Raw genomic sequence first — 23,789 nt, 5'->3', positions numbered from 1 at the left:
ACGTTTTATAAGGGTTTAGGGACTATTTAACACTATTTAAATTTTTACGTTGCGACCCAGTTGGCCGGGGGTTCGAATCCTCTCTCACGCACCAGAAACCTTTGAAATATTATATTTCAAAGGTTTTTTTATTACTTAAAAGGAGACTTAAATGGTGAAACATTTCGTAAATGAATTAAAGGGAATGGTTGATGACTTTAAATATGGCTGGAGTGAATTTTTTAAATACGAGATAGTAACAAAGCTTATACTAACTATACTTATAATTCCTATATTTTCGTTCCTTATAAATGTGCTTATGAAAAATAAGGGTTTTTCTGTTATTTCAAATAATCAGATACTAAAATTCGGAATGTCAAAACAAGGTGTTCTTGCTATCTTTATATTTTATATAATGGCTGTTTTTGTGATTTTAATTGAGATAGGTGGACTTATTGTTATAGGAAACCAGATACTAACTAAAAAAAAGAAATATAAATTTTATTCTATATTAGGATTTTGTTTAAAAAAGAGTCCGAAATTCATAGGAATTGGTGGAGTTTATGCAGTATTTTTTTATCTAGTCTTTGCAAACTTAATTGGAATTGAGTCTTATTCTGTTTTTGGGATACCGTTAAAGGTTCCAGGGTTTATACAAAGTTATATTGATGAAAATTTATGGATGTTTATAACTGAGATAATTATATTAGTATTAATATTAATGATTTTTATAAGCTGGATATTTACATTTCACTTTATAATACTTGAAAATAAATCTGCAAAGAATGCTCAAAGGGAAAGCTGGAGACTTATTAAGAATAATTTTAGAATATTTATAAAACACTTTCTCATAATTGCAATCTTTACTGGTTTTATATTTTTAATTTCTTATGTAACATGGATGATAATATTACATCAACTAATGTATAGAGTGAATTACAATGTTTACTTAGGAAAGGTATTTATAATAGCTATAATTTTAATAAGAAAATTTTTAGGAATTTTAGTGTTTTTCATATTAACTCCAATACAAATTCATTGGATAACACGATTGTTTTATATATTAAGAAACAAGGAAGATAAAAACATTATTAACATAGATCTTAAAGTTAAAGAAAGACCAAGCTTATTAGATAAGATATTTTTAAGAAAAAAGATATTTATATTTATTTTAAGCTTAGTGTTAATAATCCTTAGTTTAAGTATAGGTCTTGTAATAGATAGTGCATTAGATATGATGTATGACGTTAAAGTTACTTCCCATAGGGGAAATGTAGAAAGGGCTCCTGAAAATACTCTAGCATCTGTGAGAGAGGCAATTAAAGCTAATGCTGATTTTGCTGAAATTGATGTTGTAGAAAGCAAGGATGGGGAGATATTTTTGTGCCATGATATTAATCTAAAAAAGAATATAGGTATAGATAAGGAAGCGTGGCAACTTAATTATGATGATATAAAGGATTATAATAATAAGGTTAATCCTACTAGAACCTATGAAGATAAAAAAATGCCACTTTTAACCCATTGTATTGACCTTGCAAAGGGAAAAATCAAATTAAATATAGAAATAAAGGCAAGTCCCAATGAAAAAGATATAGTAAAAAAAGTTGTGGATATAATAAAGGAACACAATTTTGAAAAAGGCTGTGTTATAACTTCTCTAGATTATGAAACAATCCAAGAAGTTAAAAGGTTGGATCCTAAAATTAAAGTTGGATATATTATGTTTTTAGCAAAGGGAGATATAGAAAAATTAAACGTAGATTTTTACAGTATGGAAGAATCATTAGTTTCTCCAGATACAGTTTATATAGCTCATTCTATGGGAAGAGAAGTTCATGTTTGGACTGTAAACAACATAAATAACATGAAAAGATTTATAGATATGGGAGTAGATAATATAATTACTGATAAATCAGAGGAACTTATATATCTTTTAAAGGAATTAAAAAGTGATTCGCCCCATGAAAAGTTTTTTAAGATGATAACAAAATAAATATAGTTATATTAAAGCAAGGATATTAGTAAAAACGGGTCCTTGCTTTTAATTTATTTAAACATATGTTATATTTTAAATAATTAAGAATTAATTTCAAAATAAACACACTAAGAAATGTATTCTATAAGAAGTAAATTAGAAAATAGTATAAGCTATTTTGTTTTCCTTTTATATATTAGGGAAGTATATAAATATATTTTAATTAAATACTGGGTTAAAGGAGAGAATTTTATGAAGATAACAGTAGTAGGATACTGGGGAGCATTCCCTGAAAAAGATGAAGCTACAAGTGGATATTTACTTCAAAGTGGAGATCATAACATACTAATTGATTGTGGATCAGGTGTATTATCTAAAGTTCAAAACTATCTGCCGCTTTCAAAAATAGATGCTGTAATACTTTCGCATTATCATGGAGACCATGCAGCTGACATAAAGGCACTTCAATATTCAGCTCAAATTGATATAAAGAATGGAACTCGACAAAATGAACTTCAAATATATTCACATGATTTAAGTGATGATTATAAAAGTTTAACATTAGAAGGTATTTCTAAATGGCACAAAATAGATGATGCTACAGAAATTCAAATAGGAGATCTAAATGTTAGTTTTAAGTGGGGAAAACACCCTGTGCCATCTCTTGCTATGAGATTTGAGGAAAATGGTAAGCTGTTTGTATATAGTGGTGATACTGAATGGTGTAATGGTATTTTAGACATATCAAAAGATGCTGATTTATTTATTTGTGAAACCAACTTTTTAAATAAAGATACTGGACGTGGAAAAGGCCATCTTACATCAGGTGAGGTAGGTAAGATAGCCAATATGAATAATGTAGGTAAATTAGTATTAAGTCATTTACCACATAACACAGATTTAAATGAACTTTTAAATGAAGCAAAAGAAGAATTTAGTGGACAAATTTATAAAGCTTATTCTGGAGAAGTATTTGAGCTATAATTTAGTTCCTATTTTTTCACCCATTAGAACCTTACATTCAAATCCTTTTTGAGTTTGTTCTACAATATCTTTATCCACTATAATTTTATCTTTTTCAAAAAATAAGATTATAGTGGAACCACCAAATTTAAAGTAGCCTTTCTCATCACCTTTTACAACATATTCATTTGGAGTATATGTTTGTATAATAGAACCAACACAAGTTGCACCCACATCAACATATAAAACATCTCCAAAGTGTTTTGAGTGGAATATACTATATTCTCTTTTGTTTTCACAGAATAATTTAGGCACCTTTTCAAGGGCAATTGGATTTACAGAGTAATAAGATCCAGAAATTTTAACGGCTTCTTCGCAAATTCCATCATCTATAAAATGAAATCTATGATAATCAACAGGAGCAAGTCTAAATAAAAGACAAGTACCACCAATATATTTTTCTGCAAGTTCTATGTTTTTTAAAAGCTCATCTAATGAATAAGTAAGACCCTTAACTTGAATTAAGTTATGTATATCTATATTTTCATAGGCAAATAATCTTCCATCAGCAGGGGAGATTAATATATTTTCATCATTAATTATTGGTCTTGCATCATTGTTAAGCTTTCTATAAAAAAAGTCGTTAAAGGATTTAAAATCAGATTTTTTTAAAGTAAATTCCTTTTCATTAATATTAAAATCGTCAATGAATTTAGATACTTTTTTTGCACTGTGCTTTGAATCGCAGTATTTTCCGTATAATTTTGAAAAGAACTTTTTCTTTATCATAAGTTCTAAAAAATTTAGTCCAACTGGAGAAGAATAAATCCATTTTAAATAGTTATCTCCAGCAACCTTTTCAATGTCATATATTTTTTCTTTTCTATTAAAAACTTTTATCATGTCTTTCACCGTATCCTTAATTTAGTTTCAGTATTATATAAATATTAACATAAAAAAATTGTATAATTAAGTTCTGTATTTATTTTTAAAGGGAATATATAGTATATAAAAGAAAAAGAAAAAACTTAACAGGGTAGATATACAAATAAATAATTCATTTTTAGGTATAAAATTAAATGAATATAAATTAGGGTTTTCTCTTAAGTAGCAGTAATTTGAGTTTGTTAGGTAGTTTACTTTTATTGTTACAGCAAAATACAATGAAGTATATATTAATGTCTTTTTTAGTGAATTTAAATTGGGTCTGTATTTGTGGACAAATATCATAAATAAAACTGAGATTACAATACCTCCGTGAGATATAAAAAATTGAATAAATATATAATGAGGAAATGGATACAGGGTAGTATCGTGAAAAATTAAAGCTATACTAGCACCACCAAGTCCCCAAAAGTATAGAATATCAAAGAGGTTTTTAGATTTATTAAATAGCATTATTATTGATAGAATTATGGAAATTCTACAAGGGTATAGTGGAAGACACTCCTGTAGTACAAGTTTGTTGTTTGATATATACCAAGCGTATATAGAAACTTGATGTAGAATTAGGATATATGCTATTGCGTGGGAAATAAATTTTTCCTTTGAGTGTTCCACAAGAGAGTTTCTGTATATATAAATAAAAATACATAACAAAGTAATAATTATTAAACTTATAACATGAGCATGGGAAAAAAGACTTATGCTTTTACTTTCATCTAGTGCTTTCCAAAATACATACAAGTTTTTCAAGCAGGTCACCTCTTAAAAATGTTTATATAGTAAGTATGATAAAATGAAATATTTTTATACTAATTCATATACAGTGAATACTTTCTAAATATACCTATATATATATTATTTTTATAAGGTTGACATTAAATTAAAACTGAATTAAACTAATAGAGTAAAATGCAATGAGCATCCGTAGCTCAGTAGGATAGAGCGTCCCCCTCCTAAGGGGAAGGCCGGGGGTTCGATTCCCTTCGGGTGTACCAGACTGCAACAATTATATTGTTGCAGTTTTTTAATATAAAAAAGGAGTATTTATGGATAAGAAGTTTATGGAAATTGCTTTAGATGAAGCTAAGATAGCAGCTTTAAAAGATGAGGTTCCTGTTGGTGCGGTAATAGTTAAAAATGGAGAAGTTATTGCATCTGCACATAATCTTCGAGAAACTTTAAATGATCCAACAGCTCATGCTGAGATTTTAGCTATAAAAAAAGCAAGTAGTATACTTAAAAATTGGAGACTTAATGAATGTGAAATGTATGTTACTTTAGAACCATGTCCAATGTGTTCTGGAGCCATATTACAATCAAGAATAAGAAAACTTTATATAGGTACAATTGATCCATCTATGGGATGTTGCGGTTCTGTTGTAGATTTAGTGCAAAATAGATACTTAAAAACAGCTTTAGATATTAAGTGGTTTAATGATGATAGATGTAGTAGTATACTAACTAATTTTTTCAGAAGTAAAAGGAAATAAGAAATTATACGATATATAAGTAAATAGTTAATATCATATAATATTTAAAGAGGGTAAAAAAATGAAAAAAGTAATTTCAGTATTAATAACCTTATGTATAACTGCAGTGGCTTTAGTTGGTTGTGGTAACAAAGAAAATCATAAAAATAAGGATCTTGATATAGTAAAACGAAAAATAGAACAAAATGCATCTAATAGTGGAAACAGTGCTTCTACAGGTGGAGGTGTGTCAACATCCATAGTAACATCTAATAATTCTAATAGTGAGGCAGTAAAGAAGTTAAATGATTTTGAAAATACTATTAAGCAAAATAATGAACTTTTAAAAAGTGCATATAAGGATAAAATAGAAGCCGAGAAAAGTTCCATGGAATTAAGACTTAATGAAAAATTACAACTAGATTTACAAAAATTAAAACTTGGTATGGATAAAAGTTTAAAAAAGGATGCAACACTTGAAGATAAAAATAAAAAACAAATTGAATTAAAGGACAAATATAAAGAAGAATTAGATAAACAAAGAAAGTTATATGAAGATAAGAAAAATAATTTAAAAAAGATATTTGATGACTATGATAATAAAATAAAAGATGCAGAAGGAAAAAGAGATTCTGTAATACAAGCAATGAATAGTGAAGAAAAAACTTCAAAAGAAAATGCTGATGTAAACTCTCAAAATAAAGAAAAAGAAGCTAGTGTAGCTGAATTTAAAAAGTATAAAGATAGCATAAATGAAGTGGTTAAATGGAGAAATGGTGAATTAAAAAAGATAAAATAGGTTAATGTTATATAATATAATTTAATATAAAATGTATAAATAAATATAAATTTACATAAAGTTATTAAGGTTAAAAAATTATATCTATTGAAATAAATATTAATAAATAGTATAATAGTCTTTGCTTAATATAATAATATAATAGCAATATCTTATGGAGAGATGTCCGAGAGGTTGAAGGAGCACGCCTGGAACGCGTGTGTAGGGGAAACTCTACCGAGGGTTCGAATCCCTCTTTCTCCGCCAATTGTCGTGCTAGACGGGAAGTTAGCGGTGTCCTGTACCTGCAATCCGCTATAGCAGGGTTGAATTCCTCGTTGAGGCTTTAAAATGGGAGGTCTGGCTTATATAAGTGGCGTTGAGAATTGGGCCCTACGCAATAGGAACTCATGAACCCCGTCAGGTCCGGAAGGAAGCAGCGGTAAGTGAGAACTCCTATGTGCCGTAGGTAAACCTGGTTTGAGTTAACTATATAAGTAACGCTTCTGTTTTACTGTCAATGCGAGGTGCACGACTTTAAAAATGGATACTAAGACGCAGTTTAAGCGTCTTTTTTTTATATAAAAAATTATAAATTAGTATGATATAATATTTAGTAAATAACTAGAATATCGTTTAAATAGATAAGAGGTGTTATAGTGGGGTATACTGCTTTATATAGAGAATGGAGACCTCAAACTTTTGATGAAGTTGTAGGTCAAGAACACATAACTTTAACATTAAAAAATCAAATGAAAAACAACAGAATAGCACATGCATACCTTTTTTGTGGTACGAGAGGAACAGGAAAGACCTCTACTGCAAAGATATTTTCAAAGGCAGTTAATTGTTTAAATCCCCAAGATGGAGAACCATGTAATGAGTGTGAGATGTGCAAAAAAATAAGTGCAGGACTTTCAATAGATGTATCTGAAATGGATGCTGCATCACATAACAAAGTAGATGATATTAGAGATCTTATAGAAGAAGTTAAATATCCACCACAAGAGGGAAGATATAAGGTATATATAATGGACGAAGCCCATATGTTAACTCAAGGTGCAGTAAATGCCTTTCTAAAGACATTAGAAGAACCACCAGAAAACGTGATATTTATACTTGCAACAACAGATCCGCAAAAATTACCTATAACCATATTATCAAGATGTCAAAGGTTTGATTTTAAAAGAATAAAAAGTGACGATATATTAGGTAGACTAATAAAAATAACAAAGGAACAAGGGATTTTCGGTGACAATAAAAGCTTAAAACTTATAGCAAGAATGTCAGATGGTGCTATGAGAGATGCGTTAAGTATACTCGATCAGGCAATATCCATGGGAAATGGTAAGGTTGATTATGAACAAGTAATAAATATGTTAGGTCTTGTTACAAATGAAAATTTAATAAAACTTACAAACACAATAATAGATAAAGATGTTGAAAACTCAATTAGAATTATAGATGATGTAGTTTACGCAGGAAAAGATATAAATTTATTTATAAAAGATATGATTCATCATATGAGAAATTTAATGATGGCAAAAGTAACTCAAAAGCCAGAAGATGTACTTGATATGTCTGAAGAAAATATAAACTTTCTAAAAGAACAAGCAAATAAAATTAGAATAGAAGAAATAATGAGATGTATAAGAATACTTCAAGAATGTGAAGAACAATCAAAGTGGAGTAAACAAGGAAGAATATACTTAGAACTTGCAGTAATAAAAATGTGTAAAATAGAATATGATACATCAAAGGAAGTACTATTATCTAGAATAAATAACTTAGAAAAAGCTATAAAAGAAGGAAATATAACAGTAAACACTAAGACTACAAGTAGTGTAGAAAAACCTAAATTAAATAGTCAAAGTAAAACAATCCAACACAAAAATCAAGTTATAAAGGATACTAATGTAGAAGAAGGAAATGAGGATTCAAAAACTACATTAGATGATGTTAAAAAATCATGGAAAGATATACTTGAGATTTTTAAAGCAAGAAGACATATGGTACTTTACGCATCCTTAGTAACAGGAAAAGTAGAAGATTGTAGTAGAGGCATAATAACAATAAAGTATGATCCTCAATATTCATTTAACATAAGAAGGCTTGAAAAAGAAGAAAATAGAAAAGTAATAGAAGAAATCTTTTCAGAAGAACTAAAAGACAACATAAGAATAAAATATATTGTAGACAAAAAAGAGGAGAAAAAATCTCCTGAAGATATATTAAAAGAGGCATTTGGAGAAGATTTAGTAGAAATAATTGATGAATAAATTACTAAATGATAAAATAAGAAGTATTAGAAAAAAGACTATAGAATAGAAAAAAATAAATGAAATACAGGAGGTAGTAACATGGCAAGAGGTGGATTCCCAGGAATGGGCGGAGGAATGAATATAAATAATTTAATGAAACAAGCACAAAAAATGCAACAACAAATGCAAAAAGTTCAAGGTGAACTTGAAGAAAAAGAATTTGTTGCATCAGCAGGTGGCGGTGCTGTTACAGTTAAAGCAAATGGAAAGAAAGAAATATTAAGCATAAATATAGAACCAGACGTTGTTGATCCAGATGATGTTGAAATGTTACAAGATTTAATATTAGCTGCATGTAATCAAGCGTTAAAAACAGCTGATGAAGAAACAGCAAATGAAATGAAAAAACTAACAGGTGGATTAAACATGCCTGGAATGTTCTAGGCCGAGGTGAATGAATTGGATTTTTATCCTGTAGCTATAGAAAAATTAATAGAGGAGTTTGCAAAATTACCTGGTATCGGGTACAAAACTGCTCAAAGATTAACATTACATGTTTTAAATCTTCCTAGTGATGAAGTTAGAGAATTTGCAAATGCTTTAGTTAAAGCAAGAGGAACTATAAAATATTGTTCTATTTGTGGAAACTATACAGATAGTGATCCTTGTGCTATATGTTCAAATCCTAACAGAGATGAAAGCATAATATGTGTAATTGAACAGCCTAAAGATATAATGTCTTTAGAAAAAATAAGAGAATACAATGGAACCTATCATGTACTTCATGGGGTAATATCGCCAATGTCTGGTAAGGGTCCAGAAGATATTAATCTAAAAGGACTTATAAGAAGAATTAATGAAAATGTAAAAGAGGTTATTGTAGCAACAAATCCAAATGTAGAAGGAGAAGCTACAGCCATGTATATATCAAAGATTCTAAAACCTTTAGGTGTAAAGGTAACAAGAATTGCACATGGGGTACCAGTTGGTGGAGATCTAGAATATGCTGATGAAGTTACCCTATCTAAAGCGTTAGAAGGAAGAGTAGAATTATAGTGATAAATATTAAAACTTCTATTTTATTTTAAAATAGAAGTTTATTTTTTAACCTAATATTAATCATATTACATTTAAACCAGTATAATATAAATGTATAATAATATATAAGGGGAGGTATGTTATGGAATACATAGGAAGTTTTATAGTTGGTATTATATTGTTGTATTTAGTTGTAAAACTATTATCCTGGCCTATAAAGGTTCTATATAAACTTATTGTAAATGGAGTTTTAGGAGCTGTTCTTTTATTTGTTGTAAATTTAATAGGGTCACAAATAGGAATATCAATAGCTATTAATGCTTGGTCTGCCCTAATCGCAGGTTTCTTTGGAATACCAGGAGTTATATTCCTAGTAATATTTAAAATGTATTTATAAATGGTGTATAATAGTTTAAATCTAAAATTTTTAGTTGAAATGAGGTGAATTTTATAATTATATGAACAAGAAAATAAGCAAGGTAGTAGGTATATTTTTAGGTGTATTTATAATCTTTAATATTATTACTGTAATAAGATTTAATAATATAACTGAAGATATAAATAGAAATTTTAATAAGTTAAATTATTTAGAACGAAGCATTGATGAGCTTTCGGAAAATGTAAATAAAATAAATTCAAAACAAGATTGGATTACAAATAAGGATTATAAGGTATTGGAGTTAGATAAGGATTATAAAAATATTACCATTATGATATATGGTAACTTAAAGGAATTAGAGAATAACTCTAAGTTATATCTTTTGTATGGTAAAGTTGGCAAAACAACTTCAGATGAAATTGAGTGGAATAAGGTTCCGTTAGATATATCTTATGGTCTTAAATTTAGTAAAACATTAAAATTACCTTATAACGAAGATTATAGATTTAAAATATTAGCAGAAGGACCTGTAAGATCAAGAAGTGAAGAACTTCTGTATGTTTATTTTAAAAATGAAATAAAAAATAGAATTTCAACTCACATTTTTGAAAATACTAATGCAGATGATAAGGACAATGTAAGACTGGATGTTAACATAGATAATAACTATAAATCACAAGAAAAATTTAAAATTAGAAACATACTAGTTAATGTATATTCAAATAATACATTAAAGGACACTATAAATATCTATTCACAAGGGAAGAGCTTAAAGAATAATAATATAAAAGAAGTACCTATATATGATAAAAATAATAATTTAATAGAAAAAGATGATGGTAAGATAGAAAAATTAAATTATAATTTAAGGATTAAAAAAGATGAGAATAATGCTATCAATAATAGGTTTGAAATTGTAATTGAAGATTATATGGGAGAAAAATTTACAGAAGAGTATCCTAAAAAGAAATAAATAACAGTAAAAATAAGCTGAGAAAGGTAAATTTTCTTGGCTTATTTTTATGCTTCTCCAATTACGCAACCAGGTGTGTCACATACAAAAAAATTAAGAGAAAATAAGTAATGAAAAGTATTTTAAATTTATTTTACGAATATAAGAATATAGTTCAATATTGTATTGTATTTTTGTGATAGTATATTCCTTGTCGTTGAGAGAAACGACAAATTAAATTAGTCAAAACTTAATAAAACAAATTAACTTAAAAAAGTTAAAAAAGTTTTAAAAAAGTTATTGACAAAGATTTTTTAAATTGATATAATGAATAAGCCGTCGAGAGATGGCGAAAGAGAATGGTCTTTGAAAATTAAACAGAATATAGGTAATAAACCAGTCAATAAATTTGAGTAAGATTAAACTTTTAAATTGAGAGTTTGATCCTGGCTCAGGACGAACGCTGGCGGCGTGCCTAACACATGCAAGTCGAGCGATGAAGCTTCCTTCGGGAAGTGGATTAGCGGCGGACGGGTGAGTAACACGTGGGTAACCTGCCTCAAAGAGTGGGATAGCCTCCCGAAAGGGAGATTAATACCGCATAACATTATTTTACGGCATCGTAAAATAATCAAAGGAGCAATCCGCTTTGAGATGGACCCGCGGCGCATTAGCTAGTTGGTGAGGTAACGGCTCACCAAGGCAACGATGCGTAGCCGACCTGAGAGGGTGATCGGCCACATTGGAACTGAGACACGGTCCAGACTCCTACGGGAGGCAGCAGTGGGGAATATTGCGCAATGGGGGAAACCCTGACGCAGCAACGCCGCGTGAGTGATGAAGGTTTTCGGATCGTAAAACTCTGTCATTAGGGACGATAATGACGGTACCTAATGAGGAAGCCACGGCTAACTACGTGCCAGCAGCCGCGGTAATACGTAGGTGGCAAGCGTTGTCCGGATTTACTGGGCGTAAAGAGTATGTAGGTGGGCATTTAAGTCAGATGTGAAATTCCCGGGCTTAACCTGGGAGCTGCATTTGATACTGGGTGTCTAGAGTGCAGGAGAGGAAAGTGGAATTCCTAGTGTAGCGGTGAAATGCGTAGAGATTAGGAAGAACACCAGTGGCGAAGGCGACTTTCTGGACTGTAACTGACACTGAGATACGAAAGCGTGGGTAGCAAACAGGATTAGATACCCTGGTAGTCCACGCCGTAAACGATGAATACTAGGTGTCGGGGGGTACCACCCTCGGTGCCGCAGCAAACGCATTAAGTATTCCGCCTGGGGAGTACGGTCGCAAGATTAAAACTCAAAGGAATTGACGGGGACCCGCACAAGCAGCGGAGCATGTGGTTTAATTCGAAGCAACGCGAAGAACCTTACCTAGACTTGACATCTCCTGAATTACTCGTAACTGAGGAAGTCCCTTCGGGGACAGGAAGACAGGTGGTGCATGGTTGTCGTCAGCTCGTGTCGTGAGATGTTGGGTTAAGTCCCGCAACGAGCGCAACCCTTATTGTTAGTTGCTACTATTAAGTTAAGCACTCTAACGAGACTGCCGCGGTTAACGTGGAGGAAGGTGGGGATGACGTCAAATCATCATGCCCCTTATGTCTAGGGCTACACACGTGCTACAATGGCTGGTACAACGAGCAGCAATCCCGCGAGGGGGAGCAAAACTTGAAAGCCAGTCCCAGTTCGGATTGTAGGCTGAAACTCGCCTACATGAAGTTGGAGTTGCTAGTAATCGCGAATCAGCATGTCGCGGTGAATACGTTCCCGGGTCTTGTACACACCGCCCGTCACACCATGAGAGCCGGTAACACCCGAAGCCCGTGAGGTAACCGTAAGGAGCCAGCGGTCGAAGGTGGGATTGGTGATTGGGGTGAAGTCGTAACAAGGTAGCCGTAGGAGAACCTGCGGCTGGATCACCTCCTTTCTAGGGAGAATGGAAGCAAAGCTTCCAGACTGGAAACCTGATTCTGTTTAATTTTGAAAGACTAAGTCTTTCATTACAAATGTGGGGGTATAGCTCAGTTGGGAGAGCACCTGCCTTGCACGCAGGGGGTCAAGAGTTCGAATCTCTTTATCTCCACCACATGGGTCTATAGCTCAGCTGGTTAGAGCGCACGCCTGATAAGCGTGAGGTCGATGGTTCGAGTCCATTTAGACCCACCACTTTCTTAATTGAATATCTCAATTAAGTGAATTGTTCTTTGAAAATTGCACAGTGATAAAGAAACGAATTAATAAGATTAGAAATAATCTAAACCTAGACACTAATGAAAATTAGTAGATGATGATAGATCAAGCTACAAAGGGCGCACGGTGAATGCCCTGGCACTAGGAGCCGATGAAGGACGTGATAAGCTGCGATAAGCTACATGTAGGCGCACATAGCCTGTGATATGTAGATTTCCGAATGGGGAAACCCATCTAGCTTTGCTAGATACTGTATACTGAATACATAGGTATATGGAGGTACACCTGGGGAACTGAAACATCTAAGTACCCAGAGGAAGAGAAAGAAAATTCGATTCCCTAAGTAGCGGCGAGCGAAAGGGGAAGAGCCCAAACCAGGAACTTGTTCCTGGGGTTGCGGATAGATCACAACGCTTTGATTTCTTTAGTTGAAGAGAGCTGGAAGGCTCCGCCATAGAAGGTAATAGCCCTGTAAGCGAAAAGGAAAAAAAAGTAGATCTACTCCAGAGTACCACGAGACACGTGAAACCTTGTGGGAAGCTGGGAGGACCATCTCCCAAGGCTAAATACTACCTAGTGACCGATAGTGAAGCAGTACCGTGAGGGAAAGGTGAAAAGAACCCCGGGAGGGGAGTGAAATAGAATCTGAAACCGTGTGCCTACAATCGGTCGGAGCACATTAAAGTGTGACGGCGTACTTTTTGTAGAACGGGCCAGCGAGTTACGATGTGCAGCAAGGTTAAGCACTTATGGTGTGGAGCCGAAGGGAAACCGAGTCTGAACAGGGCAACTAGTTGCATATTGTAGACCCGAAACCGGGTGACCTATCCATGGCCAGGATGAAGCGGAAGTAAAATTCCGTGGAGGTCCGAACCACGTTGGCGTTGAAAAGCCATGGGATGAGCTGTGGATAGCGGAGAAATTCCAATCGAACTCGGAGATAGCTGGTTCTCCTCGAAATAGCTTTAGGGCTAGCGTCGGGTAATTAAGTAGTGGAGGTAGAGCACTGAATGGGCTAGGGGCTGACAACAGTTACTGAACCCTATCAAACTCCGAATGCCATATACTTGTACCCCGGCAGTCAGACTACGAATGATAAGATCCGTGGTCAAAAGGGAAACAGCCCAGACCATCAGCTAAGGTCCCAAAGTGTAAGTTAAGTGGGAAAGGATGTGGGATTTCTAAGACAACTAGGATGTTGGCTTAGAAGCAGCCACTCATTTAAAGAGTGCGTAATAGCTCACTAGTCGAGAGATCCTGCGCCGAAGATGTAACGGGGCTCAAACTTACCACCGAAGCTATGGATGTATACTTTGTATACGTGGTAGAGGAGCTTTCTGTACAGGTTGAAGCCATACCGTAAGGAGTGGTGGACAGTACAGAAGTGAGAATGCTGGCATAAGTAGCGAAAAACAAGTGAGAATCTTGTTGACCGAATATCTAAGGTTTCCTGGGGAAGGCTCGTCCTCCCAGGGTTAGTCGGGACCTAAGCCAAGGCCGAAAGGCGTAGGTGATGGACAACTGGTTGATATTCCAGTACCACCATAATGCGTTTGACAAATGGGATGACGCAGGAGGATAGGATGTGCGCACTATTGGATGTGCGTCTAAGCACTTAGGGTGTTAAGTAGGCAAATCCGCTTAACATTAAGCCTAAGGTGTGATGGGGAGTCATTTTTGACGAAGTATCTGATTCCACGCTGCCAAGAAAAGTCTCTATGGAGCAAAATGGTGCCCGTACCGCAAACCGACACAGGTAGATGAGGAGAGAATCCTAAGGTCGTCGGAAGAATTACTGCTAAGGAACTCGGCAAATTAACCCCGTAACTTAGGGAGAAGGGGTGCCTACGAGAGTAGGCCGCAGTGAATAGGCTCAAGCAACTGTTTATCAAAAACACAGGTCTCTGCTAAAGCGTAAGCTGATGTATAGGGGCTGACGCCTGCCCGGTGCTGGAAGGTTAAGGGGAATAGTTAGCGCAAGCGAAGCTATGAACTTAAGCCCCAGTAAACGGCGGCCGTAACTATAACGGTCCTAAGGTAGCGAAATTCCTTGTCGGGTAAGTTCCGACCCGCACGAATGGCGTAATGATTTGAGCACTGTCTCGGCAGTAAATCCGGTGAAATTGTAGTGCAAGTGAAGATGCTTGCTACCCGCGGTTGGACGGAAAGACCCCGTAGAGCTTTACTGTAGCTTAGCATTGAATTTCGGTATTGTCTGTACAGGATAGGTGGGAGACTTAGAAGCCAGGGCGTCAGCTTTGGTGGAGTCATCCTTGGGATACCACCCTGATAGTACTGGAATTCTAACTGGAGGCCATGAATCTGGTCACAGGACATTGCTAGGTGGGCAGTTTGACTGGGGCGGTCGCCTCCTAAAAGGTAACGGAGGCGCCCAAAGGTTCCCTCAGCGCGGTCGGAAATCGCGCGTAGAGTGCAAAGGCAGAAGGGAGCCTGACTGCGACACATACAGGTGGAGCAGGGACGAAAGTCGGGCTTAGTGATCCGGTGGTTCTGTATGGAAGGGCCATCGCTCAACGGATAAAAGCTACCTCGGGGATAACAGGCTGATCTCCCCCAAGAGTCCACATCGACGGGGAGGTTTGGCACCTCGATGTCGGCTCGTCGCATCCTGGGGCTGTAGTCGGTCCCAAGGGTTGGGCTGTTCGCCCATTAAAGCGGCACGCGAGCTGGGTTCAGAACGTCGTGAGACAGTTCGGTCCCTATCCGCCGTGGGCGTAGGAAATTTGAGAGGAGCTGTCCTTAGTACGAGAGGACCGGGATGGACCAACCTCTGGTGCACCAGTTGTTCCGCCAGGAGCACAGCTGGGTAGCTATGTTGGGAAGGGATAAACGCTGAAAGCATCTAAGCGTGAAGCCCACCTCAAGATTAGATTTCCCATAGCGTAAGCTAGTAAGACCCCTGAAAGACTATCAGGTTGATAGGTTGGAGGTGTAAGTACAGTAATGTATTCAGCTGACCAATACTAATAGGTCGAGGGCTTGATCAAATAATTATTATCACTGTGCAATTTTGAAAGAACAATCTGGTGATTATGGCTTGAAGGTAACACCCGTTCCCATACCGAACACGATGGTTAAGCTTCAAAGCGCCGATGGTACTGCACTGGAGACGGTGTGGAAGAGTAGGTCGTCGCCAGGTCTCTTTGGCTCCTTGGTCAAGCGGTTAAGACACCACCCTTTCACGGTGGTAACAGGGGTTCGATTCCCCTAGGAGTCACCATTTAAAAACTTATATGTGCAGGTGTGGCGGAATTGGCAGACGCACTAGACTTAGGATCTAGCGCCTTTGGCATGGGGGTTCGACTCCCTTCACCTGCACCATTTATATTTTATACGCGGGTATGGTTCAATGGTAGAACGTCAGCCTTCCAAGCTGAACACAGGGGTTCGATTCCCCTTACCCGCTCCAAAATTGCGTCTTTAGCTCAGCTGGATAGAGCAACGCCCTTCTAAGGCGTGGGCCAGGAGTTCGAATCTCTTAAGACGCACCATATTATTGGGATATCGCCAAGCGGTAAGGCATAGCACTTTGACTGCTACATGCGTAGGTTCGAATCCTGCTATCCCAGCCAGTTTTTTAAGTTCTTTTATTAAAGAACTTTTTTGCACAGTTAAATATAATTATGGCTTCTTGGTCAAGAGGTTAAGACATCGCCCTCTCAAGGCGGGATCAGGGGTTCAATTCCCCTAGAAGCTACCAAAATCATGCTTTTAAATTTTATAGAAGCATGATTTTTTATTTGCGTAAAGAAATATATATAAAAGTTATACACATTGTTGATAACTTTTTATAATTGTTGTGGAAAGTGAATTAATAATATAGCTATAAAAGAATATTAATTATTGTGGATAAAGTATATAAATCTTATTAAGCTTATATACTGATAAATAAAAAGACTGTGTAACTTAAAAATTAATATGAATTGAGGGGAACGGAATGAAAATAAATAATGTTTTAACAGCAAAGTTTATAAAAAGACCCAATAGATTTGTAGCTTATGTATATTTAAATAATGAAGAAGTAAAAGTTCATGTTCCTAATACGGGAAGATGTAGAGAAATTTTAATACCAGATACAACGGTTGTATTAAGAGAGGGAACAAATCCTAATAGAAAAACAAAGTATGATTTAATTGCAGCATATAAGAATGATAAATTAATAAATATTGATTCTCAAGTTCCTAATGCTGTTGTGGAAGAAGCTTTAAAAAATAAAAAAATACAACCTCTAGTAAAATTTAATAATATAAAAAGAGAGCAGACATTTGGAAATAGTAGATTTGATTTTAAACTATGGGATGATAGTAACAATAAATACTATTTAGAAGTTAAAGGAGTTACTCTTGAAGATAAGGGAAACTGTATGTTCCCAGATGCACCTACAGAAAGAGGAACTAAACATATTTTAGAGCTTATAGAAATAAAGGAATCTCATATGGGAGCTGGTATTTTATTTTTAGTACAACTAAGCGGGGCAAAGACATTTTCTCCACATAAAGAAATGGATAAAAAGTTTTCAGAAGCTTTAACATTAGCACATAAAAAGGGAGTAGATATTTTTTGTTATGACTGTAATGTGGGTGAGGATTATATAGAAATAAAAGACCCTGTTGAGATTATCCTATAAATTCATTAAAAGTGTTACATTAATATAATTAACTATACTAATAAATGTAAATAGACTATAATTAAGTTATAAGTTAACACTTATTTTAGGGGGTAAATGATATGATTTATAAATTTTGTCCTATATGTGGAAACAAACTAGAACTTAGAGATAGTTGGGATGAGGGGTATGTACCTTATTGTCCTGTAGATGATAAAATGTTTTTTGAGTTGCCAAAACCTTGTATAGTTGTTGCTGTATTAAAGGAAGATAAGGTTCTTTTAATGAAACAGAGTTACATATATAAGGATTCTAAAGTGTTAATTTCAGGATACGTAGACATTGGAGAGGAAGTAGAAGATACAGTTATACGTGAGGTTAAAGAGGAAACTGGTATAACGGTGAATAACGTTAGATATTTGGGAAGTGATTTTGTAGAACCAACAGAACTTCTTATGCTTACCTTTAGAGCTGATTATTTAGATGGAGAAATATTAAAATCTGATGAAGTGGAATGGGTAAATTGGGTTCATATAAAAGATGCTTTACCACAAATGACAGAAGATAAAATAGGAAAAAGAGTAATAAGAAAGATCTTAGATGAAGATGGATATAATTAATTTGTAAGTGTTTTGTATATTGGAGGTATGAAGTATGTCAGTTATTCAAAATAACTGTGAAAGATGCACAGAATATAAAAATAACAGATGTGATACAAAGGTAACTGATTGCATGTGCAAGGGATGTCCTAGAAATTTAGGAGAATGTTTGATTACAAGATATTGTAGAGAAACTGAATCAGTTATATGCGATGATGATGAATACTATTATTAAAGATATAGAATAATTTTTCTATATCTTTTTTTATTTATACTAAAGTAAATTAATTTATAATTTTATGGGTTATAGTAAATTTTAATGTAGTAGTGTATTTTTTAGTGACCTTAGGGCAAAATATGTATTAACACAGAATAACATTCTAAGGCGGTGTTAATATATGATATCTAATAGTATGAAGATGATAGTGGCACAAAATTGTGTTGGTTATAATCCTAAGTATACAATTGCATCACTAAGTATGTTAAGTAATTCCGAGAGTTGTTCTAATTGTAAAAATTTTATAGGAGGAAAATGCACCAAGGGATTGTTTGATGAAGTAATAGATGTAATAGGCAGAAATTAGTTCTAATATTAAAATATAAAATAAATGAAAATAAATTTATTTGTATAGTAAAAATAAATTGTGTATAATATTTAATGCTAAATAATTTTTAAACTGCGAAATAATTCGCAGTTTTTTTAGTATAATAAAGGTATGTGGGTACCAAAAAAACATATAGGGGATGAAAAGAACTTATGGGAAATTGGTTAATAAGAACAGAAAAGATATTAGGAGTAGATAATATCGAGACACTAAAGAAATCTAAAGTGGTTATATTAGGTGTTGGGGGAGTAGGAGGATTTGTTACAGAAGGCATTGCAAGAAGCGGTGTTGGAAATATAGTATTGGTTGATAAAGATGTTGTAGATGAGAGTAATATCAATAGACAAATAATTGCTACTACAAGTACTATAGGAAAGTCTAAAGTAGAAGTTATGGAAGATAGAATAAAAGATATTAATCCAGAATGTAATGTAACATCACATAAAGTATTTATAAATCAAGATAATTTAGGGGAATTAATTGATTTAGATACTGACTATGTAATCGATGCTATAGATACTGTAACTTCAAAAATAGCAGTAGCTGTTTGGTGTGAAAAGAATAATATAAAGCTTATAAGTAGCATGGGAACAGGAAATAAACTTGATCCAACAAAGTTACAAGTAAGTGATATATATAAAACCAACGTTTGTCCCTTAGCTAAGGTTATGAGAAGAGAATTAAAAAGATTAAATGTAAAGCATTTAAAGGTTGTATACTCTGAAGAACTACCAATAAAACCACAAATAAGAGAAGAAGAGAAAAACGAGAGAAAACAGTCTCCAGGTAGTGTTTCATTTGTTCCTTCTGTTGCAGGACTTATTATTGCAGGAGAGGTTGTAAAAAATTTAATTAAAAAGGATGAATGATATGACCAAGAAGAGTATTGAAGTAAAAAAGTTTATTCCCATAGTATTTGTTTTTATAATGATGATTTTAGTAGCTATGTATGATAACGTAAGAGGACCTTTTGTACCAGCTATTAAAAGTGATTTTGCTGTTAACAATAAAGAAATTTCATGGACACTTTTAGCATGTTCGCTAGGATATATGGTTTTCACATATCTAGGCGGATTTTTAAGTGAAAATATAGGACATAAAAAGGTTTTTATATTAGGATTTTTATTGATAGTTTTATCGCCAATAGGGTTATTTTTATCTAAAAATTTTGCAATATATATGCTAAATTTATTTATATTAAATGCAGGGCAAGCTCTCATTGCCATAGGCGTAAATACTATGATTCCGTTAATTGCTGTTGGGTTTCAGGCAGTTTTAATGAATTTAACACATTTTTTCTATGGACTTGGAGCAACAATAACTCAAAGATTAACAGGGGTTATGTTATATAATGGAATGACTTGGAGACAAGTTTATTTAATTATTGCAATAATATCAGCTGTTATATTTGTAGGATTTATATTTATAAAGATGCCAAGTGCAACAACTACTACAAAAGCTGAAAAAATAGATTACAAGAGTATATTAACTAACAAGTTAGTTTATTTTTATATGGGAACACTAGGATTTTATATAGCTGCTGAACAAAATACAGGAGCTTGGTTTGTAAACTTTATGTATGACAATTATGGATTTAACGAAAAGAAATGTTCATTTTATGCTGCATTATTCTTTGGAATGTTAACTATTGGAAGACTGCTAGGAGGATTTGTAGTTGAAAAGATAGGATATTTTAAAAGTGTTTTAATTTCCGTAGCTATTGCATTAATATTATATTTATCAGGATTAGTGTTAGGAGAAAGTGGTATAATTATAATATCAATTTCAGGATTATTCTTTGCTATAGTATTTCCTACAATGGTTGTAACTTTAAGCCATGTATTTAAGAAGAATGTATCTTATATTACTGGATTAGTTGTAACTGTAGGATCTTTTATAGGAATGGTTATGAATCTTTTAATAGGATTTTTAAACGATGTCATAGGCGTATATAAGACTTATTATGTAATGCCAACATGTTTATTATTATGTCTTATTTGTGTTTTCTTAATTTATATAAATACTAGAAGCTTAGCGGATAGAGGGTAATAGGAGAGAGAAAAATGTTTAAACAAAATGGTGTTGAAATTATAAAAGCTAATGGGAAAAATACAGAATATATTATAAAAGATACATATGGAATTAATATGGGTAGAATATATATATTAGATTTTAACAAGGAAAATAAGTATTGCTGTATAAGAATGAAATTCTACAAAAAAGATGACAAGTATGAAAACCATTTAAAGCAATCAATTGTTATGATCATAGATAAGATATGCAAAGAGCAATTAGTTCACAAAATGACTTTTATAACTAATGAAGATATAAATGTTTCGCCATTTGTACAACTTGGATTTATGCTAGAGGGTATGATTCAAGATAGTGTAATTAATAATGGTGTATATGAAAATGAATTGCTTTTTGGCATCGATATTAAAACCTTTAAAAATTGTAATAATATAAATGTATTTAGACTTAGGGGAAATAGAATAGAGCTTAAGATTTTAACACCAGAGGATTCTAAAGATGTATACGAGTACTATGTTAGAAACAAAGATTATTTAAAACCATTTGAACCATCTAGAGATGCGGATTTTTATACATTAAAGGGTCAAAGAGAACTTTTAATGGAAGGATACAAACAGTTTTTAAATGGTACAAGTGTTAACTTTGGAATATATAAAGATAAAAAGTTTATTGGGAAAATTCAACTTAGCAATATAGTTTTAGGAGTATTTCACAATGCCTTTGTTGGATATTCTATAGATGAGAAGTATCAAAAGAATGGATATATGAAAGAAGCTTTAAATTTAGTTTTAGATTATGCCTTTGATGATATGGACTTACACAGAATAGAAGCAAGTACATTAGTGGATAATATTCCGTCTCAATGTGTACTAAAAGGTTGTGGTTTTGAGGAAGTTGGAGTTAGTAAAAAGTATTTATTTATTAATGGAAAATGGAGAGATCACAAGATATTTTATATAACAAAAGAATAAATATATTTAATCCCAATGGCATTTTGCTATTGGGATTATTTTTATTAATGTATACTTATCCTGGAGTGTCTATAATATAAATTTTAAGAAAAATGAAGAATCATGGAGAAAAAAAGTTGTAATTTGTCATAATAAATAAATTGTATAAAACATGATAATTATTATTCTGATAAGATATTCCTTGTCGTCACGAGAGACGATACGAAATCAAGGAAACAACTTAATAAATGATTTTAAGAAATTAAAAAAGTTTAAAAAAGTTGTTGACAAAGAGATTTCAAATTGATATAATGAATAAGCTGTCAAGAGATGGCGAAAGAAAATGGTCTTTGAAAATTAAACAGAATATAGGTAATAAACCAGTCAATAAATTTGAGTAAGATTAAACTTTTAAATTGAGAGTTTGATCCTGGCTCAGGACGAACGCTGGCGGCGTGCCTAACACATGCAAGTCGAGCGATGAAGCTTCCTTCGGGAAGTGGATTAGCGGCGGACGGGTGAGTAACACGTGGGTAACCTGCCTCAAAGAGTGGGATAGCCTCCCGAAAGGGAGATTAATACCGCATAACATTATTTTACGGCATCGTAGAATAATCAAAGGAGCAATCCGCTTTGAGATGGACCCGCGGCGCATTAGCTAGTTGGTGAGGTAACGGCTCACCAAGGCAACGATGCGTAGCCGACCTGAGAGGGTGATCGGCCACATTGGAACTGAGACACGGTCCAGACTCCTACGGGAGGCAGCAGTGGGGAATATTGCGCAATGGGGGAAACCCTGACGCAGCAACGCCGCGTGAGTGATGAAGGTTTTCGGATCGTAAAACTCTGTCATTAGGGACGATAATGACGGTACCTAATGAGGAAGCCACGGCTAACTACGTGCCAGCAGCCGCGGTAATACGTAGGTGGCAAGCGTTGTCCGGATTTACTGGGCGTAAAGAGTATGTAGGTGGGCATTTAAGTCAGATGTGAAATTCCCGGGCTTAACCTGGGAGCTGCATTTGATACTGGGTGTCTAGAGTGCAGGAGAGGAAAGTGGAATTCCTAGTGTAGCGGTGAAATGCGTAGAGATTAGGAAGAACACCAGTGGCGAAGGCGACTTTCTGGACTGTAACTGACACTGAGATACGAAAGCGTGGGTAGCAAACAGGATTAGATACCCTGGTAGTCCACGCCGTAAACGATGAATACTAGGTGTCGGGGGGTACCACCCTCGGTGCCGCAGCAAACGCATTAAGTATTCCGCCTGGGGAGTACGGTCGCAAGATTAAAACTCAAAGGAATTGACGGGGACCCGCACAAGCAGCGGAGCATGTGGTTTAATTCGAAGCAACGCGAAGAACCTTACCTAGACTTGACATCTCCTGAATTACTCGTAACTGAGGAAGTCCCTTCGGGGACAGGAAGACAGGTGGTGCATGGTTGTCGTCAGCTCGTGTCGTGAGATGTTGGGTTAAGTCCCGCAACGAGCGCAACCCTTATTGTTAGTTGCTACTATTAAGTTAAGCACTCTAACGAGACTGCCGCGGTTAACGTGGAGGAAGGTGGGGATGACGTCAAATCATCATGCCCCTTATGTCTAGGGCTACACACGTGCTACAATGGCTGGTACAACGAGCAGCAATCCCGCGAGGGGGAGCAAAACTTGAAAGCCAGTCCCAGTTCGGATTGTAGGCTGAAACTCGCCTACATGAAGTTGGAGTTGCTAGTAATCGCGAATCAGCATGTCGCGGTGAATACGTTCCCGGGTCTTGTACACACCGCCCGTCACACCATGAGAGCCGGTAACACCCGAAGCCCGTGAGGTAACCGTAAGGAGCCAGCGGTCGAAGGTGGGATTGGTGATTGGGGTGAAGTCGTAACAAGGTAGCCGTAGGAGAACCTGCGGCTGGATCACCTCCTTTCTAGGGAGAATGGAAGCAAAGCTTCCAGACTGGAAACCTGATTCTGTTTAATTTTGAAAGACTAAGTCTTTCAAGAAATTGTTCTTTGAAAATTGCACAGTGATAA

Annotated in this window: 18 protein-coding genes, 10 tRNA genes, 4 rRNA genes and 1 other RNA gene; 31 read left to right on the top strand and 2 right to left on the bottom strand. The window is 34.4% G+C overall.

Annotation, left to right across the window (positions count from 1 at the left end; genetic code table 11):
- Positions 1-151 precede the first annotated feature (151 nt).
- Both NT01CX_RS11750 and NT01CX_RS11745 read left to right on the top strand, forming a co-directional pair.
- Positions 152-1,975 carry a glycerophosphodiester phosphodiesterase gene (locus NT01CX_RS11750; RefSeq protein ID WP_011723245.1) on the top strand — a complete coding sequence of 608 codons (1,824 nt, stop codon included), beginning with the start codon at positions 152-154 and terminating at the stop codon, positions 1,973-1,975.
- Positions 1,976-2,209: 234 nt separating this feature from the next.
- The gene (locus NT01CX_RS11745; protein ID WP_011723244.1) at positions 2,210-2,941 is read left to right on the top strand and encodes an MBL fold metallo-hydrolase; all 732 of its coding nucleotides are present in this window, start codon (positions 2,210-2,212) and stop codon (positions 2,939-2,941) included.
- Here NT01CX_RS11745 and NT01CX_RS11740 read toward each other — a convergent pair.
- Together NT01CX_RS11740 and NT01CX_RS12125 are read right to left on the bottom strand one after the other, a co-directional pair.
- Positions 2,936-3,823 (bottom strand): phosphatidylserine decarboxylase, encoded by an 888-nt coding sequence (locus NT01CX_RS11740; protein ID WP_011723243.1) that lies wholly within the window; start codon positions 3,821-3,823, stop codon positions 2,936-2,938. The two genes, NT01CX_RS11745 and NT01CX_RS11740, sit on opposite strands and share 6 nt — an antisense overlap.
- A gap of 66 nt (positions 3,824-3,889) precedes the next feature.
- Positions 3,890-4,624, bottom strand: a complete 735-nt coding sequence (locus tag NT01CX_RS12125) for a YwaF family protein (RefSeq protein ID WP_011723242.1) — start codon at positions 4,622-4,624, stop codon at positions 3,890-3,892.
- Between the two features lie 159 nt (positions 4,625-4,783).
- Here NT01CX_RS12125 and NT01CX_RS11735 point away from each other — a divergent pair.
- The 29 genes from NT01CX_RS11735 to NT01CX_RS11600 all read left to right on the top strand — a co-directional run bounded on the left by NT01CX_RS11735 (position 4,784) and on the right by NT01CX_RS11600 (position 23,683).
- Positions 4,784-4,860 (top strand) — tRNA-Arg (locus tag NT01CX_RS11735).
- Positions 4,861-4,911: 51 nt separating this feature from the next.
- Positions 4,912-5,355, top strand: a complete 444-nt coding sequence (locus NT01CX_RS11730) for a nucleoside deaminase (protein WP_011723241.1) — start codon at positions 4,912-4,914, stop codon at positions 5,353-5,355.
- A 61-nt stretch (positions 5,356-5,416) separates the two neighbouring features.
- A complete protein-coding gene (locus tag NT01CX_RS11725) occupies positions 5,417-6,133 on the top strand; it encodes a hypothetical protein (RefSeq protein ID WP_011723240.1) in 717 nt (238 codons plus the stop codon).
- Positions 6,134-6,289: 156 nt separating this feature from the next.
- Positions 6,290-6,379 (top strand) — tRNA-Ser (locus NT01CX_RS11720).
- A 4-nt stretch (positions 6,380-6,383) separates the two neighbouring features.
- Positions 6,384-6,647: signal recognition particle sRNA large type (gene ffs, locus NT01CX_RS12120), an RNA gene on the top strand.
- A gap of 124 nt (positions 6,648-6,771) precedes the next feature.
- Positions 6,772-8,391, top strand: a complete 1,620-nt coding sequence (gene dnaX / locus NT01CX_RS11715; RefSeq protein WP_011723239.1) for a DNA polymerase III subunit gamma/tau — start codon at positions 6,772-6,774, stop codon at positions 8,389-8,391.
- 81 nt (positions 8,392-8,472) lie between these two features.
- On the top strand, positions 8,473-8,817 hold the full coding sequence (locus tag NT01CX_RS11710) for a YbaB/EbfC family nucleoid-associated protein (protein ID WP_011723238.1): 345 nt from the start codon (positions 8,473-8,475) through the stop codon (positions 8,815-8,817).
- Between the two features lie 15 nt (positions 8,818-8,832).
- A complete protein-coding gene (gene recR, locus NT01CX_RS11705) occupies positions 8,833-9,429 on the top strand; it encodes a recombination mediator RecR (protein WP_039226842.1) in 597 nt (198 codons plus the stop codon).
- Between the two features lie 124 nt (positions 9,430-9,553).
- Positions 9,554-9,808 carry a pro-sigmaK processing inhibitor BofA family protein gene (locus NT01CX_RS11700; protein WP_011723236.1) on the top strand — a complete coding sequence of 85 codons (255 nt, stop codon included), beginning with the start codon at positions 9,554-9,556 and terminating at the stop codon, positions 9,806-9,808.
- Between the two features lie 61 nt (positions 9,809-9,869).
- Positions 9,870-10,763 (top strand): hypothetical protein, encoded by an 894-nt coding sequence (locus NT01CX_RS11695; protein WP_011723235.1) that lies wholly within the window; start codon positions 9,870-9,872, stop codon positions 10,761-10,763.
- Positions 10,764-11,170: 407 nt separating this feature from the next.
- A 16S ribosomal RNA gene (locus NT01CX_RS11690) occupies positions 11,171-12,683 on the top strand.
- A gap of 83 nt (positions 12,684-12,766) precedes the next feature.
- Positions 12,767-12,842 (top strand) — tRNA-Ala (locus NT01CX_RS11685).
- Positions 12,843-12,845: 3 nt separating this feature from the next.
- A tRNA-Ile gene (locus tag NT01CX_RS11680) sits at positions 12,846-12,922 on the top strand.
- 127 nt (positions 12,923-13,049) lie between these two features.
- Positions 13,050-15,954, top strand: a 23S ribosomal RNA gene (locus tag NT01CX_RS11675).
- A 35-nt stretch (positions 15,955-15,989) separates the two neighbouring features.
- Positions 15,990-16,106: ribosomal RNA gene (gene rrf, locus NT01CX_RS11670) — 5S ribosomal RNA — on the top strand.
- The 16S, 23S and 5S rRNA genes sit together here with 8 tRNA genes alongside, the layout of an rRNA operon.
- Before the next feature lie 6 nt (positions 16,107-16,112).
- A tRNA-Glu gene (locus NT01CX_RS11665) sits at positions 16,113-16,187 on the top strand.
- Positions 16,188-16,204: 17 nt separating this feature from the next.
- Positions 16,205-16,288, top strand: a tRNA-Leu gene (locus NT01CX_RS11660).
- Between the two features lie 14 nt (positions 16,289-16,302).
- Positions 16,303-16,376, top strand: a tRNA-Gly gene (locus NT01CX_RS11655).
- 5 nt (positions 16,377-16,381) lie between these two features.
- A tRNA-Arg gene (locus NT01CX_RS11650) sits at positions 16,382-16,458 on the top strand.
- 6 nt (positions 16,459-16,464) lie between these two features.
- Positions 16,465-16,539, top strand: a tRNA-Gln gene (locus NT01CX_RS11645).
- Between the two features lie 53 nt (positions 16,540-16,592).
- Positions 16,593-16,667: transfer RNA gene (locus NT01CX_RS11640), tRNA-Glu, on the top strand.
- A gap of 237 nt (positions 16,668-16,904) precedes the next feature.
- Positions 16,905-17,594 carry a DNA/RNA nuclease SfsA gene (gene sfsA / locus NT01CX_RS11635; protein ID WP_011723234.1) on the top strand — a complete coding sequence of 230 codons (690 nt, stop codon included), beginning with the start codon at positions 16,905-16,907 and terminating at the stop codon, positions 17,592-17,594.
- Between the two features lie 101 nt (positions 17,595-17,695).
- Complete coding sequence (locus NT01CX_RS11630) at positions 17,696-18,193, top strand: NAD(+) diphosphatase (RefSeq protein ID WP_011723233.1); 498 nt, start codon at positions 17,696-17,698, stop codon at positions 18,191-18,193.
- A 34-nt stretch (positions 18,194-18,227) separates the two neighbouring features.
- Positions 18,228-18,407: a hypothetical protein gene (locus NT01CX_RS11625; RefSeq protein WP_011723232.1), complete on the top strand. Its 180-nt coding sequence runs from the start codon at positions 18,228-18,230 to the stop codon at positions 18,405-18,407.
- A 163-nt stretch (positions 18,408-18,570) separates the two neighbouring features.
- A complete protein-coding gene (locus NT01CX_RS11620; protein ID WP_011723231.1) occupies positions 18,571-18,756 on the top strand; it encodes a hypothetical protein in 186 nt (61 codons plus the stop codon).
- A 173-nt stretch (positions 18,757-18,929) separates the two neighbouring features.
- Positions 18,930-19,646: a tRNA threonylcarbamoyladenosine dehydratase gene (locus tag NT01CX_RS11615; RefSeq protein ID WP_011723230.1), complete on the top strand. Its 717-nt coding sequence runs from the start codon at positions 18,930-18,932 to the stop codon at positions 19,644-19,646.
- Position 19,647: 1 nt separating this feature from the next.
- A complete protein-coding gene (locus tag NT01CX_RS11610) occupies positions 19,648-20,826 on the top strand; it encodes an MFS transporter (protein ID WP_011723229.1) in 1,179 nt (392 codons plus the stop codon).
- Between the two features lie 14 nt (positions 20,827-20,840).
- Positions 20,841-21,779: a GNAT family N-acetyltransferase gene (locus NT01CX_RS11605; protein WP_011723228.1), complete on the top strand. Its 939-nt coding sequence runs from the start codon at positions 20,841-20,843 to the stop codon at positions 21,777-21,779.
- A gap of 391 nt (positions 21,780-22,170) precedes the next feature.
- Positions 22,171-23,683: ribosomal RNA gene (locus NT01CX_RS11600) — 16S ribosomal RNA — on the top strand.
- Positions 23,684-23,789 lie beyond the last annotated feature (106 nt).

Origin of the sequence: Clostridium novyi NT (assembly GCF_000014125.1) — a bacterium.
GTDB classification, from domain to species: domain Bacteria; phylum Bacillota; class Clostridia; order Clostridiales; family Clostridiaceae; genus Clostridium_H; species Clostridium_H novyi.
The sequence above is the reverse complement of the archived record's forward strand: the minus strand, read 5'-3'. Positions and strand labels throughout refer to the sequence as shown.